Raw genomic sequence first — 16,879 nt, 5'->3', positions numbered from 1 at the left:
TTAATAATATTCATTTTAAATTCCTCTTAAGAAGAGGGGAAAATAGAATCTTCTTTGAGAACACGCGAAAATGTTAGCACATCAACCTGTCGTGCACCTGCATCTTTTAATGTAGCAGCTGCTGCCGTAACCGTTGCACCCGTTGTAAATACATCATCAATCAGCAAAACAGAACATCCTTTGAGATATTTTTTAACCTTATGCGAAACCTTAAAAGCATTTTTTACGTTAAGTTTTCTCTCTCTCGAAGAAAGACTAACCTGCGGACGGGTATGCCGACAACGAACAAGCCAACTCGGTTTTAAAAGCTTTTTTTGTGATGCTGCAATATAACGTGCAAGCTCAGCAGATTGATTATAACGCCTCTCCCAAAAACGACGAAAATGCAATGGAATGGGAATAATAACATCACAATCATCAATAACCTCGCGTCCAGCAAACATCATCCACTTGGCCATAAATGATGCCAATTCTATATGATCACCATATTTTAAGCGCGTTACTAAAGTTCGTGCAAGCCCTTTATGAACAATGACTGAGCGAACACGTGAAAAAGGATAAGAATTACGAAGTGCTTCACCACTGAGAAACCCCTCCCCCATATCACAAACAAAAGGAGTCCCCATAACAGGACAATAAGGTTTCGTGATAAATTGAAGTTCTTTCCAACATTCAGGGCAAATCGTACCATAAGTAGAAACATTTTGCTTACATCCAGGACAAATTGGTGGATAAAGCATCGTTTTCAAGCGTTCAACGAACTTACTTAGTATATCCCCGCTATTTAACGCCGCTTCTCGAAAATACAACATTATAAATTTAGGCTTTTACAAGTTTCCCTCAGAACAAAAGTTCCTTTGTATTTCCTCAATTTATAATTTTAATTCCTTTAAAAACTCTTACCTTCTATAAATTTATTTTCTTTCATATTATAAACTTGACAGAGCTTGCACAAATAATGAACCTTTTCAAAATATATTCTTTCATAGATCGAAAGTGTTCCACAATATGTCGCATCCTTTAATTTTTGATCATAACCGCATTGAACAATTCCGCAAACGCGCTTTCCAAAAAGCAAAAAAAGGATATGACTTTTTACTCTCTCACATGGCAGAAGATCTCTATAAACGTCTTAGCACTGTTGATCGCCTCTTTACATTAGCTCTTGATTTACACAGCCATACAGACCTTGCTGCGCAAGCTTTAATGAAATCTGGAAAAGTTTGTTCCATAGAACGCATTGAAACCGATACGCTTTATCAAAGCCATGATAAAAAATTCTATTTACGTCATCGAGAATTTCTTGATTTACCTCAAAGTTACTGTGACCTTATTGTTTCACTTCTTTCATTACAATTGACCAATGATACCCCTGGTGTTCTAAGCCAGATAAAAAATACCCTTAAACCAGATGGCTTATTTCTTGCTGTTATGGCAGGAGCTGGTACATTAAGAGAATTGCGGGAAAGCCTGCTGCAAGCTGAAAGTGAAATTTATGGTGGAGCAAGCCCTAGGATCTACCCTTTTGCCGACATTCGTGATGCAGGCGCTCTTTTACAGCGTGTTGGCTTTGCCCTGCCTGTAGCAGACGTTGAAGATATCACAATACGTTATAATACAATGTTTGACCTTATGCACGATCTTAAAGCTATGGGAATGCAAAATGCACTCATCAATCGTTCACGACGCCCTGTATCCAAACGTTTTTTTCTCCGCGCAGCTGAAATCTATGCACAACAATTTAGTGATCCTGATGGACGTATTCGTGCACATTTTTCTTTTATCTGGCTCTCTGGTTGGGCTCCTCATCCCAACCAACAAAAACCCCTACAACCTGGTTCAGCGCAAATATCTCTTACGAATGTTTTAAAAACTAAAAAAACATAATCTAAAATTATTTTTTAAAAATACTTTTATCTGTTGTCCGTAATATTTGACTGGTGACCGTTCCAGCTATCATTGAATCGCTCACGTTTAGAGCGGTCCGTCCCATATCAATTAGCGGTTCAATAGAGATAAGTACAGCAACCAAAGTAACAGGAAGCCCCATAATTGGTAACACAATCAATGCAGCGAAAATAGCACCTCCCCCCACACCAGCAACACCAATAGAACTCAATGTTACAACACCAATAAGCGTAGCAATCCAAGTCGGATCAAGAGGATTAATACCCATAGAGGGTGCAATCATGGTCGCAAGCATCGCTGGATAAAGACCAGCACAACCATTTTGTCCAATTGTTGCCCCAAAAGAAGCTGCAAAACTCGCAATGGATTGTGGTACACCTATCCACTGTGTTTGTGCTTCAATATTCAAAGGAATACTTGCAGCACTTGAACGACTGCTAAAAGCAAATGTCAAAACCGGTAAAACCTTTTTGAAAAAACGAAAGGGATTAACTCCAGAAATACCAAGCAATACACCGTGAATTCCAAAAATTAAAATAATACCGACATAAGAAGCAATAATAAAAACCAGTAAATTTAAAATATCTGCAATACGCGATATTGCTCCTACTTTTGTCATAAGTGCAAAAATACCATAAGGTGTCAAAGCAATCACAATACGGACTAACCGCATAATCCAAGCTTGTGCCACTTGAATAAATAAAAGCGCTTTTTCTCCTTTTTCTGGCTCATCTTTCTTTAAAAGGAGAACCGATGCACCTAAAAATGATGCAAAAATAACAACACTGATAATTGACGTACGTTTAGCTCCACTCAACTCAGCAAATGGATTTTTAGGAATCATAGACAAAATCATCTTTGGTATATTCATATCTCCAAGTTTAGAAATATGACCTTCAAGAAGAGCAGAAACATTTTGCCCTTCATGCACCAAACCATCGGTTGTTAATCCAAAAAAATTAACCACAAGCACACCAACCAATGCTGAAAGAGCCGTTGTAAAAAGCAATATTGAAATTGTTATTATACTCATCTTTCCAACAGCATAAACAGAATGTAAATGAGCAACTGCTGAAACGATAGAGATAAAAACCAATGGCATAACAATCATTTGCAACAATAAAATATAGCCCTCACCGACAATGTTAAACCATTCAACGGATTTCAATAAAGTGCTTTCACCCTCTCCATAAATAAACTGCAAAACACTTCCAAAAATCAAGCCAAGGATAAGCCCTAGCATAACACGTAGTGAAAGACTCCATTGCATTCTCTTACTTTGGGCAACCCACAGTAAAAAAATAACAAATAAAAACAAATTGATGAAAAAATTAAATGTCATTGTCTATGCCCAGTCCATATTCACTATTGTTATGATGACGTAAATAACATGCATAATTCAAAATCAATGCATAATATCTGAAATTAAAGTATAAAGCTTACAAGGCTTTTACAAGATCATTATTTTTTCAATTTATAGCTTAAAAGAGAATTTTTTATCTATTAATAACGGTTTAAAGAAAATAAATAAAAATACTTTCCTATTATTTAAATTTACACTCTCATTAAAAATAATTAAAAAAGAGAAGTATAAACAACATTCATTGCATCTTAATACTGAATAGTTCCAACATATCTTATCCTATAAATGCCCTTATCACTCTCTTTTGCTATTTGAATTAAAAAGAGTTTTCCAAGCAAGGATGAATTAACAATCGAACATTCATGATTTTTCTAGAAAATACACCAACAAGCTACTTTTGCTAATTTTATGAACTGCGCTCTCAATAACAAAAAAATCGTAAATGTAGCGGGCTTTGAAAGCTACAATGCCTATTGAAATGTAATACCAACAAAAATATCATATATTTCATTTGATATAACCACATTAACTGATATCAATCGTCATAATAGCTATATTCAATATCCGACTATTGATCGAAGATAAGGCATTAAATCACTCAAAAGCGTACCGTAACATTTATTGTTTTAGCTTCTCTAATACCTTTGTTTTCTGTATTAATATCATTTGGATATATCAAAGTGAATAGATCTGAATCTGTACAATGAACTTTATCAATCACACCTCAATAAAAACTATAGAGATTCAGAATATCGCGAAAAAGAGGAAATAGCAAAAGAATATATATATAGAAGTCTTTCAGAGTACAATAAAATTTGTCACAAGCTGGCATCATCGTTATATTTTAGCCCTCAATGTGCCCGACAGCCCTTGTATTAAAACGGTTTATAAGCAGCATTTTTAGTCCTTTCTTCTATAGTTTTTTCTCCACACGCCAGCCCCACTTGTGACGTACAAGCAAGTGATTTTGATTGATCAAGATAAACAGATTTGAAATAAGAGAATCTTATGGTATTGGGGGGTCTAATTCAATATAAATAACGCCATATTATCTTTATAATCAATATCTTGTTACATCTACAGAATATGATAAGGTATCGTAAAAAAATATTTAATGGAACTACAAATTGAACCTTCATAATTGGATATTTTAAAGCATTACCACACAATACTTGTCTTTTGTGAACACTGTATACTGTTGTTTGGCAAATAATCCAAAGACAAAGATCTGCTCAGTAATTAAATATGATACTAATTTGATTCATTGAGAAAAAATGCTTCTCTCGCAAAACTTGAAACAGACTTTAATGATCTGATGGCTGAATATGTAGAAAATTTTTAGATTCTCCAACTGATATTAACCGAAAAAAACAAATGATGTGTTCAGAAAAACTAATAACATTGTAATTCCCTTACCCATTTTAAAAATACAGCGATTGTCTACATGATGACAGTATAATTATATCGTATAATGATAAAAAAAGAATAAGAATCCTCATGAGATCTGGCTAATAAAAAATGGAAGCAATAAAAAGTTACGCAGCACACTCTATGTTTTTAACGAACAAAAGAAGTGTTTGTAGCTTACCAGCACAACAACTAAGGTTTTGTATTTTTTCCACAAAACAAAATACTTCGTGTTCATATAAGCATCGTATATTGAGTTATAATCATTTATTATTCTAACATTAAGCAAGATATTAAACGCAAATTATATTTTTTTATCCCTTTTAAAAGTGAAAAATATTGTTTTCAAACCTATCCATCAGCGTGATGAGCCAAGTGGATAAAAATATTTGATAACCAGCTAAATATATCTCCTATGATCTATCTTTAGGATAAAGATACAACATTGAGGTTACAGAGATATCGTGACAGTATTAATCTGGATATAAAGATAACAGTGCCCAAAAGAGCTCTGTATTGTACCCCTTATGAGAAAGGTTGAAAGCAAGGGACAATATTCTCTCTAAGACAAGTTGGTGAATGCCTCCCACAGTGATATGCATTTTTTAAAAAGTACAAAGCGCCTTTGCCTAAAATTTAATAGGCACATTCTAAAAATACAGGTTCTACAGACTCATTCCAAATAGAATAGTAATAAGACAACAATTTTTCAGCATCTGTTTGCCCCATTGCAACAACCTCTTCTAAAGGATTAAGAAAATTTGTTTCATCAAAACCATTCTCATCATACTGTTTGCGATTTTTTAAGCCCTTGCGTGCAATAGCAAGAGCTTGACGTGCTAATTCTAAAAGAATGGTTTGACGAAAAGGGGTTCTTAATCCTTTTTGGGGAACATGTTGGCGCAACTCTAAAACTTCTTCAAAACACCAATCTTTTGTTAAAGCCTCTGCCTCATTAAGTGCTTCTCTATCATAAAGAAGCCCAACCCAAAAAGCTGACAACGCACAAATACGCTTCCAAGAACCGCAATCAGCTCCTCTCATTTCTAAAAATCTTTTTAAGCGGACTTCAGGAAATAACGTTGATAAGTGATTAATCCAATCTCCCATGTTTGGAATTGAATTTGCAACTTCTCCTCTTAATGCTCCATTCATAAACTGACGAAATGTTATATGTGTACAATCATAATAACGACCATCCCGCACAACAAAATACATTGGAACATCAAGGGCCCATTCAACGTAATCAGCAAAACCAAAACGCTCAGAAAATATAAAGGGGAGAACGCCTGTCCTCTGATTATCCGTATTACGCCAAATTTCAGAACGCCAAGATAAAAAGCCATTTGGGCGTCCTTCTGTAAAAGGTGAACTCGCAAATAATGCGGTCGCAATAGACTGTAGCTTCATAGATACTTGCATTTTTCGCCGCATATCACTTTCAGATGAAAAATCAAGATTAACCTGAACTGTTGATGTGCGATACATCATATTAAGACCATTATGCCCCACTTTCGGCATATAATCAGTCATAATCTGGTAACGTGACTTAGGCATTTTCGGCGTTTCAGCCAAAGTCCACTTTGGACTAGCTCCAAGACCTAGAAAACCTATACCTAATGGTTCTGAAATTTTCTTGAGAAGAGTTAAATGCTTCATCAACTCGTAATATGTATGACCTACTGATTTTAATGGTGCACCAGATAATTCAAATTGTCCCCCTGGTTCCAAAGAAATAGCCCCCTGATCAACTGATCCTACGAGCCCAATAATATTCCCTTCATCTAAAATAGGTTCCCACCCTAAAGCGCTTTGCATCCCCTCTAAAAGCGCTCGGATTCCTCTCTCACCTTCATAAGGAACAGGAAGAAAACCATCTCTATAAAACGGAAATTTTTCATGTTCTGTACCAATACGCCAATCATCTTCTGCTTTATACCCCCCTTGGAAATAGCTAACCAAGGAATCTAAGTTATAAATTTCACTTTCATCGGTTATATCAAGCGCCATAACTTATCATATCCTATCATTGGTATTATCTTCTTAAATGACTTATTTAGAATGATTTTACAGACTTCTCAATCCATTGACCAATCTCCCACTGTAGCATTAAGAAGAGCTAAAGCAGCGACAGCGGCAGTATCAGCGCGTAAAATACGCGGACCTAATGATATTGGAACCACAAAAGGATGTTTTTTTAAAAAGCTCCGCTCTTCTTCACTAAAGCCACCTTCCGGTCCAATAAGAATACCAGGTTTTGTAACTTTAAACTTCTTAAAAGAAGGCAATGGATTATGCGATTTATGCTCTTCATCACAAAAGAATAAAGGCTGTGTCTCATCCCAACGTGCTAAAAGCTCTGCTAATGATAAAGCAGATACGCATTCAGGAAGAGATAAAATGCCACACTGTTCAGAAGCTTCAATAACATTGGCTTCCATACGCGCCATATTGATACGCGTAACCTGTGTATGATGCGTTATAACAGGCTGCAAAATCGACACCCCCATTTCAACAGCTTTCTGCACCATATAATCTAACCGCGCGTTTTTGAGTGGAGCAAAGCAATAAATAAGATTGGAATGCGTCGTTTGTAATCTTTCTTGATGGATAAGCTGAGCTACAACAAATTTTTTTTTAACAATGATAAGCTTAGCAAGCCACTCACCATCCTGTCCATTAAAAAGTAAAATTTCTGCTCCTGCTTTCATCCGCAAAACATGCACAAGATAAGAAGCTTGTGCCCCCTCTATTTTTATTTCTTCATTCAAAGCCAATGTCTGTCGGATAAACAATCTTTTAAGTTTATAATTTATGCGCATAAAAATCTTATCAAAGCTCACTATCGTCATCGAGAAAATAAAGAAAAGTATATAACAAAAAGAAAAAATTATATCTATAGAACTATAATATATTAAAGAATTATAGAGTTTTTTTTAGCTTTATGAGATGATAATAGGAACCAATAGATCTTTAAGTGATTCTGCTTTCATAATAGTTTAAATAATACACCATTCATCTTTGCATTCAGTCATTGATGCATCCGTGGAGGAAAAATATGTCTGCTAAAAAAGCTACAATTATTACGATTACAACCCTCTTAGCCTTTATTTTGATTACAGTGGGAATTGGTTCTGTTGGAGCAGACGGGAAGCATACAATTACCAAAGATGGCTATGGTATTTCTTCTGCGATTCAATAAGCACTGGCCAACATCCTCCTTAAAATTTTAATGTTTTTTAGCAACTTTTCTAAGATTTGCATAAATATTATGAATCTCTTGTATTTGAGAGATTCCATAAGAAGGATTTTTATTCTTCTCTTCAGTCATTTATCTATATCAACCACACTTATTATGACGGAGAGGACGGTTTTTACTGCTTCACGACGAACGGACTTAAAATGAAAGAATCTTTCGATAATGGGAGCTCTGATTTAAATTTAAAAACAACCTTAAATTGCAAATAGATGAATGATCATTATAAAATAGAATGTTATACAGATGAAAAACAATACTCAATCTGTATCAATGTCTTTTGTAATCAAAAAATTACCAAGATATTGCCCTTTAGAGCTCAGAGTAAATGTAAAAGGCTGTGCAAGGCTGTTAGCAAGACATTGAACATCTTTACATAAAGTTTCTGATCTATAATTTTTGCATAATTGTGCCTGTAGTATCAATTCATTCTGCTTCCCTTGAGCAATAGCAGTTGCAATGGTTCCTTGAATGGATAAACTCAAGTCTGCTGTACGCATCAATGACTCTGTCACCTTCATCGTACCTTCTGAAAAGCTTGTCTGAATATCCCAATGATCAAATGTTGTTGAAAAAGTATCATTATTCATTAAAAGAAATTGTTGTTTATTTGAAAGTTTTGTTTGTAATTCATTCAGATCATACCCTAATAGCCGACCAGAAGACATCTTTAATGTTAATTCACCTTGCATTTTCGTAAAAATTTCTGGATAAGAATCAGCAAGTGTTCGTACCGTTGCAGTAAAATTTGTTTTGCTTTGTATAAATGGAATAAATCCTAAAGCTTCTAGAGCTCTCTGCGTATCAATAGAAGTACCTGAAATATTTCCTCCAATATGCATTTTTTGTCTAGCTGACGTAACTTCAATATTACTTTGAATGGATCCGCCAAAAATATTCGCATGCCCAAGATCAAAAATACCATGCCCATTTCTTATTTGTATCGCAGCAGCTAAATTTGTGAATGCAATATTCCCTATTTTAGCTTGTGGTGCTGAAAGTCGTATATCCACGCCAATACGATCAAAAATTCTCATATCAAAGCAGGTATTTTTCTTTTTACCTGAAAAAAACATTGAACCCAAGAGGCTAAGGTCTAGGTTATCAAAGGCTAAAGAGCCCATGACATTTGGTACATAATCTTGAAAATCAATTTCTAAAGCCCCACGTGCATTGGTTTTCCCCATCGTAAATGTAACATTGTTCATTTGGATATGCATTGGTTGCGCTAAAAAATGAGATTCCCATACAATGGGTATTTTTAATTTATGTCCCCAAAATTGATTCCCACCAACCCAAGATAATGTCTGATTCCATCCCGGAGAACGCATCGATACCTTTCCATCAAAAATATAATATTCAGATAACCGAGCCTGCCCTGTAAAAGTTATTCCCCCACGTACAGAATTGAGACTTGCTTTAATCTGGCTTTTGCCTCCTGCAAGAAGCAGCAATGCTTGAGATGCATCAATTGATAACTTTGTAAATTCTCCGCGCCAACGAGCATCTGCACGCAACCGTACTTCCTGAGTCGCTTCTGCCCAATCTAAAGTTGCATTTAATCCTGTTATTTTTTCTGTTACTCCTGAAAAACTATCGTGATAAACAAGAGCACCATTTTCAATGACAATCCGCCCAAAAGGTTGTTTTAAAAGGTGCTCTAGTTCTGGATGTTCAGGATTACTTTTTAATATTTCACGCGCATTGCGTATTGCCAACCCTAATGCACCTTGTGAGCGAGAAAACCGATCAAAAAAATCTGCTATTGTTTTAACAGGCTTTTCCATAACAAATTGAGGACGCATAATCCGCGTCTCTGAAAAAGAAATATGTCCCCAAAGAAGATCGACGATAGAAAGATCAACTTCTATTGATTCAGCTTCCATTAATGGCGCAACATCATTCATTTTTGATGTTAAAGTAACGCCAGAAAGAAATGCTTTAGGATAAGGAAAAAGATGTAACCGCGGTGGATCACGCAATTGCACATTGTAACCCGTCCATGCACTCAAATCCTGCGCTAAACGAATACGAATCGCATCTGTAGAGATAAGATAAGGTAAAACGAGAATCCCCACTCCAAATAAAAAGATAATTGTAATAAAAACTCCGCTCAAAAATTTTATTATTCTGATGCGCACAATATCCCTCTATACTTCCCCCCCTATAACAGATTAAAAACAAACTTAAATGATCATAAAAAGTTTTTATAACCCTATAATTCACTATATCTACTTTGTATCTTCATTATTTTTGTTCTTTATCCAAAATTTATTCAAACAGCAATGTTGCTGCTTCTTTATAAAGCAATTATTTAAAAGTCTTCAAAATCATAAATCCACAATATTATAAAACCATTCTTACTGTTCTCATATGAATATTGCTATAAAACTCTATCGTATTATTAGAAAATGCTTTACAAAAAAAACAAACAGCCTTACCGAAAGGATCTCTGAATGAATAATATTATTGACGGAAAAAAACTTGCTGAAGAGATTATTGTGAAAGTTAAGGCCGAAACAACAAAGCTCCGCCATCACTATAATATACAACCTAGTATCGCTGTTATTATCGTTGGAGATGATCCAGCAAGTCAAGTATATGTCGCCTCAAAAAATAAAAAAGCCGAAGAATGTGGGTTTCTTTCAATCAAACATGCCGTTTCCAAAGAAACACAAGAAAAAGAACTCCTACAACTTATTGCAACATTAAATTCTGATCCCAAAATTCATGGTATTTTGGTACAGCTGCCTCTCCCTGCTCATATGAATACAAATCGCATAACACAAGCCGTTGCTTTCCAAAAAGATGTTGATGGGTTTCATTATATTAATGTAGGAAAACTCGCGGCAAACGCACTTGAAGATGCGATTATTCCCTGCACACCAGCTGGTGCCATGATGATGATTGAACAACACTGTGGGCAAGATTTATCTGGACTTGATGCTGTCGTTGTTGGACGCTCTAATATTGTTGGAAAACCTATGGCTGCCCTTTTAACAGCAGCCAATGCCACTGTGACAATTGCCCATAGTCGTACCCGTGACCTTGATGATGTGTGTCGAAGCGCTGATATTCTCGTAGCAGCTGTAGGTCGCCCACAAATGATTAAAAAAGACTGGATAAAAGATGGTGCAATTGTTATTGATGTCGGTATTAACCGCGTTGCTGCACCAGAAAAAGGGATAGGAAAAACACGTCTTGTTGGTGATGTTGATTTTGAAAACGTAAAAGAAAAAGCTGCTGCGATCACCCCTGTTCCAGGAGGCGTTGGGCCAATGACAATTGCCATGCTTATGGTTAATACACTCAAAGCCGCCGCGCGATCACACAATCTTCCTATACCAAAATTCTAAGAATCGTAACAGTTCATTGTGCATGGTTTCATGGCGCAGACTCATCTTGTTCATTTTTGCATTTTTCATGTCATAAAAACAGATGCTCCTTGATCCGCACGATTAACGGATTGACGAAAAACATGAAAAAGTTCACGTCCAACGCCATGTTCGTTTTTTGAAAGATCAGGAGGTGTGATTGTTCGCGCGTTAAATTTTTCTAAATCCTCCAAAAGAGTTAATTTACCCCCATGAACATCAAGGAAAACAATGTCACCATCCTGCAAACGTGCAATGGGGCCATTATCCACTGCTTCTGGTGTCACATGGAGGGCAGCAGGAATTTTTCCTGACGCTCCTGACATACGCCCATCGGTTATCAATGCTACCTTTTGACCGCGATCTTGTAAAACGCCTAAAATGGTCGTTAATTTATGAAGCTCTGGCATACCATTGGCTTTTGGTCCTTGATAGCGAATGACAGCGATAAAATCTTTATCATGCAACGCTCCAGATTTAAAAGATTTTTGTAGTTCTTCTTGATCATTAAAAACAAGGACAGGAGCTTTAATCTGCCAATACTCTGGTTTAACAGATGAAACTTTTATAATAGCTGTTCCCAAATCTCCTGATAAAACACGAAGACCACCGTCAGGCTGAAATGGCTTTTTCCACCCTACTAACACCTTATGATCACCACTTTCCTTGAGAGCAGCTTCACGCACCACATGACCATCAGCAGAAAGCTTTGCTTCAATTGCATAAGCATTGAGATCTTTACCAAAAACCGTAGAAACATCTTCATGTACTAAACCTGCCTCGATAAGTTCGCGAATAATAAATCCCATCCCCCCAGCTGCATAAAAATGATTGATATCCGCTAAACCATTTGGATAAATTCGCGCCAAAAGAGGCACAACGGATGAAATTTCTGCAATATCATGCCATGTCAATTTAATACCGCAAACAGCAGCCATAGCAATCAAATGAATCGTATGATTGGTAGAGCCTCCTGTTGCATTTAATCCTACAATGGCATTTACAAAAGAACGCTCATCAATGATCATACCAAGTGGTCTATAATGATCACCAAGATTTGTCATTTCAAGTACACGCTTCGTAGCTTCCTTTGTTAAAGCATCACGCAACGGTGTATTCGCATTAACAAAAGAAGCTCCAGGCATATGAAGCCCCATCATTTCCAGTATCACCTGATTTGAGTTAGCGGTTCCATAAAATGTACATGTTCCTGGCCCATGATAAGAACGTGCTTCTGATGCTAAAAGTGTTTGGCGATCTATTTTATTTTCCGCGTAAAGTTGACGTATCTTCGCTTTTTCATCATTACCTTGACCACTTGTCATAGGACCAGCTGGTATAAAAATTCCTGGTAAATGACCAAATGTTAGTGCACCAATCAATAAACCTGGTACAATTTTATCACACACCCCAAGATACAATGCTGCATCAAAGACATCGTGTGATAAGCTTATAGCTGTTGCCATTGCAATTACTTCACGCGAAAAAAGAGAAAGTTCCATCCCCGCATTTCCCTGCGTAACACCATCGCACATCGCGGGAACACCACCTGCAACCTGTGCAACACCACCAACCATACGAGCCGACTCTTTAATTAAGTGAGGAAATTTTTCAAAAGGTTGATGCGCTGAAAGTATATCGTTATATGCCGTGATAATGCCAATATTCCCAACGATATTTCCCTTCAAACGCTCTTTATCTATTGTACCACAAGCAGCAAAGCCATGAGCCTGATTGGCACATCCTAAAAAACTCCGTTTGGGGCGATGGACTTGTGCTTTTGCAATACGATCTAAGTAAATTTCTCGTGTTGATCGAGAACGTTCATAAATCCTTCGTGTAACTGTGGAAATTGTCTTGGAAAGTGCCATATTTCTCTCCCCCTTTCATTGTTTCTTCCCCTCATTCATTGAGAGAGATTACGTTTTTATTCACCTTGTGTCGCATATTCTGATTCACCTATTTCATTTTCTGCAGGCGACCAATAAACCTGTACAAGATGAGGGGAATTACGCAAAATTGCCCGAATAGGCATTTCTATTTCAGATCCATCTTGACACGCTTCTTCAAAACAATCGCGTTTCTGAAAACCTTCAAAATGGAGAATAATACAACGAGATTGCATAATAACTGGCAAAGTTAGTGAGAGTCTTGGCTCAACAGCGCTCTTGGCATGAAGGGGTAAAACAAGTGCTTGTGTTCGAAGATCAAGCGCTTGCTTTAAACGATCAGCATCAGGAAAAAAGGAAGCTGTATGTCCATCAATTCCCATTCCTAAAACAACAACATCAAAGGGTTTAGGCAAAGTATTAACACGATTTGCCGCTGAAAAAGCAGCAAGTTCAGCAGTAATTGCTTTATGATAAAGCCCTACAAAACGCGCTTTTTCGGCAAAATTTTGTAACAAATGACACCGTACCATATGTTCATTTGAACGTTCATCGTGTGTAGGGACAAAACGTTCATCGACCAAAGTGATAATAATCTTTTGCCAATCAATATCCGCTTTTGACAAATAATGAAAAAACAATTCTGGTGTTTTACCACCAGACACCGCTAAAACGGCTCTCTTGCGCTCAAGAACAGATACACTAAGCTCTGCTGCTACTCGATCTGCTAATGCCAAGGCTAAAGTCTGAGGAGTTTCAAAATCTAAACGGTCAATATTCATTCTATACATACTTATTGCTCTAAACTAAATTGTTCCATATACGCCCATCACGTTCTATGAGGCTCGTCGAAGCAGATGGGCCCCATGAACCAGCGTTATAACTGTGAACAGGCTGTTTTATTTCTTCCCATCCCTCAATGATTGGATCAATCCAACGCCAAGCAGCCTCAACTTCATCACGACGCATAAACAGTGTTTGATCTCCACGAATAACATCCATTAATAAACGTTCATAAGCATCAGGATTACGTTCAGAAAATGCGGAAGCAAAACTCATGTCTAATGGAATGTGACGAAACCGCATACCGCCATAACTTGGATCCTTAATCATCAACCATTGTTTTACACCTTCATCAGGTTGGAGACGAATCACAAGCCGATTAGAAAAAATTTCATCTAAATCCACATTAAAAATATTATGAGGAATAGGTTTAAAAACCACAACAATTTCAGACATTCGCGTGAACATGCGCTTACCTGTTCGTAAATAAAAAGGCGTATTGGCCCAGCGCCAGTTATCAATCTTAACCTTAAGCGCTACAAATGTTTCACTCTTACTCACTCTTCCCAAATCATCGAAATAAGACTTTACAGATATACCATTTGATAGACCAGCAAGATACTGTCCACGTACAGTATGCTGCCCTACATTATGGACATCAAGCGGTGTTAAAGACTGCAAAACTTTAAGTTTTTCATCGCGCACAGCATTAGCACTGTTGGTAAATGGTATTTCCATCGCGACCAAACAAAGTAATTGTAGCATATGGTTTTGAACCATATCGCGGAGAGCACCAGTGCTTTCATAATATTCTGTACGCCCCTCTAACCCCAAAGATTCAGCAACGGTTATTTGAACATGATCAATATAATTGGAGTTCCATAGCGGTTCATAAAGTGTATTAACAAACCGCAATGCCATTAAATTTTGAACAGTTTCCTTCCCAAGATAATGATCAATACGAAAAATCTGCTCTTCATTAAAGGTGCTTGCAAATACATCATTAAGTGAAACAGCTGTTTTTACATCACAACCAATTGGCTTTTCAATGATAATCCGTGTTTGTGGTGTCACCAAATCATTTTTTTCCAACTTCATCGCAATATCAGTAAAAAGTGACGAACCAACAGCCAAATAAAAAGCTCGAATATCCGCTGAATCTTGTGATAGAAGGAGGGCTAAATCCTCCCATCCTCGATTTGAGGAAACATCAACAGAAACGTAAGTTAAACGTGCAAGAAAACGATTGAGTTCTGTTGAATTTAGATCTTTTGGATGGATATGTTTTTCTAAAGAAATGCGGACAAAACTTTGATATTCTTCACGACTTAAGGAAGTGCGCGAAACCCCAATAATACGTGTTGGCTCACTGAATTGCCCAGCACACTGACAATGATACAAAGCCGGCAAAAGTTTGCGCGAAGCCAAATCACCATTGCCACCAAAAACAATACAATCAAAGGAAGAAACTGGAATAATTTTACGCACCATGAACTTGTTTATTTTTCCATTCGATTATGAAATCCCATATCACTTATAAAAGCTTCCATCATTAAAGCAGACAGATCCTAAATAAGCCATTAATTTTCTTCATTTCAAGCAATGTTTCCATTAAAGGCGATCCAATAAAGAAAACCAACGCATTGCTAAAAATATAAGCGGATAACGCAAAACGCGTCCCCCCGGAAAAGATGAAATCTTTAAGTCTTGGAAAGAGGCAAAACGTTCATGATTCCCAGTCAACCATTCTGCGTATAATTTTCCCACGAAAGGAGCCAGCATAACGCCATGCCCTGAATAACCACCACAATAAGTTATCCTTGAGAAAAGTTGTCGAACATAGGGCATGCGCTCAACTGTAATGGCAACCGTTGCTCCCCACCGATGACTGAGATTGATAGAATGTAATTGAGGATAAATTTCAACAATTTGCCGTTTTATACGTTCATCTAAATTTAGAGGATGCTTATTATCATAACTTTCTACACCACCAAATAAGAGACGATTATCAATACTTTTGCGAAAATAGCGAACCATAAAACGGGAATCATCAACCGATTCCCCCCCTATAAGAATTGAACTATGCTTTGGTAATGGGGCCGTTGCTCCAATATAAGAGCGAATAGAAACAATATTTTTTTCAATAAAACGCTCCAGACCAAGTTTATACCCATTTGTTGCAAGTAAAACATGCTCTGCTGTTACACTGCCTTTTTCTGTTATCACTTTCCAATGAGCTCCCTTGCACCTTACGGTCGTTACTTGTGACTTCTCATAAAGCTTAGCACCAGCATCTTGAGCTCTTTTTGCCAACCCAACAATCAATTTTAAGGGATTTATATGGCCGGTATCCGCATCATAAATACCACCACAATAAAAAGTTGATCCAAGTCGCTCAGATGTTTCAGCCTTATCCATAAAAGTAAGCGCGTGATAGCCATAACGCTGCATCGCCTCAATATGCCGTTGATAAGAGAGAAGCTCACGCCTTTTATGCGTCACAGAAAGCTGTCCTCCTATCAAATCACACGAACAATTAGGCATTGCGCATAAAGATAAAATATCTCTTTTAGCTTCTTCTGCTAAATCAAATAGAGCCTTACTGCGCTCAAAACCATACTTTTTTTCTAATGTTTCTACCCATTGCCGTTGCCCTGTTCCCAGCTGTCCACCATTGCGCCCTGAAGCACCATCACCAAAACGTGATGCTTCAAATAAAACAACATCTACTCCAGCCTTGGCTAAATGATAAGCAGCCGAAAGACCCGTAAATCCGCCTCCAATAATGGCAACATCACACTGTCTGTTTTCACAAAAAGAAGGATAAGAGGGACGTTCTCTTAAAGCATATTCATACCAAGAAATTCCTGGAGAAATTGAATTATAACCAATCATCGTC

12 protein-coding genes are annotated in these 16,879 nt (G+C 37.0%); 3 read left to right on the top strand and 9 right to left on the bottom strand.

Annotated elements, in window-relative coordinates:
* Positions 1 to 26 precede the first annotated feature (26 nt).
* The gene (locus tag ACFIJL_RS06230; protein ID WP_375623535.1) at positions 27 to 812 is read right to left on the bottom strand and encodes a ComF family protein; all 786 of its coding nucleotides are present in this window, start codon (positions 810 to 812) and stop codon (positions 27 to 29) included.
* Between the two features lie 196 nt (positions 813 to 1,008).
* Between ACFIJL_RS06230 and ACFIJL_RS06225 the strand changes: the two genes are divergently transcribed.
* Complete coding sequence (locus ACFIJL_RS06225) at positions 1,009 to 1,887, top strand: methyltransferase (RefSeq protein WP_375623533.1); 879 nt, start codon at positions 1,009 to 1,011, stop codon at positions 1,885 to 1,887.
* A 7-nt stretch (positions 1,888 to 1,894) separates the two neighbouring features.
* Here the strand turns inward: ACFIJL_RS06225 and ACFIJL_RS06220 are convergent, their stop codons facing one another.
* The 3 genes from ACFIJL_RS06220 to ACFIJL_RS06210 all read right to left on the bottom strand — a co-directional run bounded on the left by ACFIJL_RS06220 (position 1,895) and on the right by ACFIJL_RS06210 (position 7,500).
* Positions 1,895 to 3,250, bottom strand: coding sequence for an L-cystine transporter (locus tag ACFIJL_RS06220; RefSeq protein WP_375623531.1), 1,356 nt, complete (start codon positions 3,248 to 3,250; stop codon positions 1,895 to 1,897).
* Positions 3,251 to 5,314: 2,064 nt separating this feature from the next.
* Positions 5,315 to 6,688 (bottom strand): glutamate--cysteine ligase, encoded by a 1,374-nt coding sequence (locus ACFIJL_RS06215; RefSeq protein ID WP_375623529.1) that lies wholly within the window; start codon positions 6,686 to 6,688, stop codon positions 5,315 to 5,317.
* Positions 6,689 to 6,756: 68 nt separating this feature from the next.
* Positions 6,757 to 7,500: a 16S rRNA (uracil(1498)-N(3))-methyltransferase gene (locus tag ACFIJL_RS06210; RefSeq protein WP_375623527.1), complete on the bottom strand. Its 744-nt coding sequence runs from the start codon at positions 7,498 to 7,500 to the stop codon at positions 6,757 to 6,759.
* A gap of 236 nt (positions 7,501 to 7,736) precedes the next feature.
* Here ACFIJL_RS06210 and ACFIJL_RS06205 point away from each other — a divergent pair, with 236 nt between their 5' ends.
* The gene (locus ACFIJL_RS06205; protein ID WP_273790383.1) at positions 7,737 to 7,880 is read left to right on the top strand and encodes a hypothetical protein; all 144 of its coding nucleotides are present in this window, start codon (positions 7,737 to 7,739) and stop codon (positions 7,878 to 7,880) included.
* Between the two features lie 314 nt (positions 7,881 to 8,194).
* On the opposite strand, the gene ACFIJL_RS06200 is transcribed toward ACFIJL_RS06205, so the two are convergent.
* Positions 8,195 to 10,075 carry an AsmA family protein gene (locus tag ACFIJL_RS06200; protein WP_375623525.1) on the bottom strand — a complete coding sequence of 627 codons (1,881 nt, stop codon included), beginning with the start codon at positions 10,073 to 10,075 and terminating at the stop codon, positions 8,195 to 8,197.
* A 315-nt stretch (positions 10,076 to 10,390) separates the two neighbouring features.
* Here ACFIJL_RS06200 and folD point away from each other — a divergent pair, with 315 nt between their 5' ends.
* On the top strand, positions 10,391 to 11,290 hold the full coding sequence (gene folD, locus ACFIJL_RS06195; RefSeq protein WP_375623523.1) for a bifunctional methylenetetrahydrofolate dehydrogenase/methenyltetrahydrofolate cyclohydrolase FolD: 900 nt from the start codon (positions 10,391 to 10,393) through the stop codon (positions 11,288 to 11,290).
* Positions 11,291 to 11,355: 65 nt separating this feature from the next.
* Here the strand turns inward: folD and edd are convergent, their stop codons facing one another.
* From edd to ACFIJL_RS06175, 4 genes are all read right to left on the bottom strand, one after another.
* Entirely contained in the window at positions 11,356 to 13,179 is a 1,824-nt protein-coding gene (edd, locus tag ACFIJL_RS06190) for a phosphogluconate dehydratase (protein ID WP_375623521.1), read from the bottom strand.
* Between the two features lie 56 nt (positions 13,180 to 13,235).
* Entirely contained in the window at positions 13,236 to 13,988 is a 753-nt protein-coding gene (gene pgl, locus ACFIJL_RS06185; RefSeq protein WP_375623519.1) for a 6-phosphogluconolactonase, read from the bottom strand.
* Between the two features lie 10 nt (positions 13,989 to 13,998).
* Complete coding sequence (gene zwf, locus ACFIJL_RS06180) at positions 13,999 to 15,471, bottom strand: glucose-6-phosphate dehydrogenase (RefSeq protein ID WP_375623516.1); 1,473 nt, start codon at positions 15,469 to 15,471, stop codon at positions 13,999 to 14,001.
* Between the two features lie 120 nt (positions 15,472 to 15,591).
* Complete coding sequence (locus ACFIJL_RS06175) at positions 15,592 to 16,875, bottom strand: NAD(P)/FAD-dependent oxidoreductase (protein WP_375623584.1); 1,284 nt, start codon at positions 16,873 to 16,875, stop codon at positions 15,592 to 15,594.
* Positions 16,876 to 16,879: the final 4 nt, after the last annotated feature.

It is taken from the genome of Bartonella sp. TT119HLJHH (assembly GCF_042193385.1).
In the GTDB taxonomy this organism is placed as follows: Bacteria; Pseudomonadota; Alphaproteobacteria; order Rhizobiales; family Rhizobiaceae; genus Bartonella.
The sequence above is the reverse complement of the archived record's forward strand: the minus strand, read 5'-3'. Positions and strand labels throughout refer to the sequence as shown.

Bases quoted from the DNA above. Each gene is read 5' to 3' on its own strand.
- ACFIJL_RS06230 (WP_375623535.1), bottom strand. From the start codon at position 812: ATGTTGTATTTTCGAGAAGCGGCGTTAAATAGCGGGGATATACTAAGT.
- ACFIJL_RS06225 (WP_375623533.1), top strand. From the start codon at position 1,009: ATGTCGCATCCTTTAATTTTTGATCATAACCGCATTGAACAATTCCGC.
- ACFIJL_RS06220 (WP_375623531.1), bottom strand. From the start codon at position 3,250: ATGACATTTAATTTTTTCATCAATTTGTTTTTATTTGTTATTTTTTTA.
- ACFIJL_RS06215 (WP_375623529.1), bottom strand. From the start codon at position 6,688: ATGGCGCTTGATATAACCGATGAAAGTGAAATTTATAACTTAGATTCC.
- ACFIJL_RS06210 (WP_375623527.1), bottom strand. From the start codon at position 7,500: ATGCGCATAAATTATAAACTTAAAAGATTGTTTATCCGACAGACATTG.
- ACFIJL_RS06205 (WP_273790383.1), top strand. From the start codon at position 7,737: ATGTCTGCTAAAAAAGCTACAATTATTACGATTACAACCCTCTTAGCC.
- folD (WP_375623523.1), top strand. From the start codon at position 10,391: ATGAATAATATTATTGACGGAAAAAAACTTGCTGAAGAGATTATTGTG.
- edd (WP_375623521.1), bottom strand. From the start codon at position 13,179: ATGGCACTTTCCAAGACAATTTCCACAGTTACACGAAGGATTTATGAA.
- pgl (WP_375623519.1), bottom strand. From the start codon at position 13,988: ATGTATAGAATGAATATTGACCGTTTAGATTTTGAAACTCCTCAGACT.
- zwf (WP_375623516.1), bottom strand. From the start codon at position 15,471: ATGGTGCGTAAAATTATTCCAGTTTCTTCCTTTGATTGTATTGTTTTT.
- ACFIJL_RS06175 (WP_375623584.1), bottom strand. From the start codon at position 16,875: ATGATTGGTTATAATTCAATTTCTCCAGGAATTTCTTGGTATGAATAT.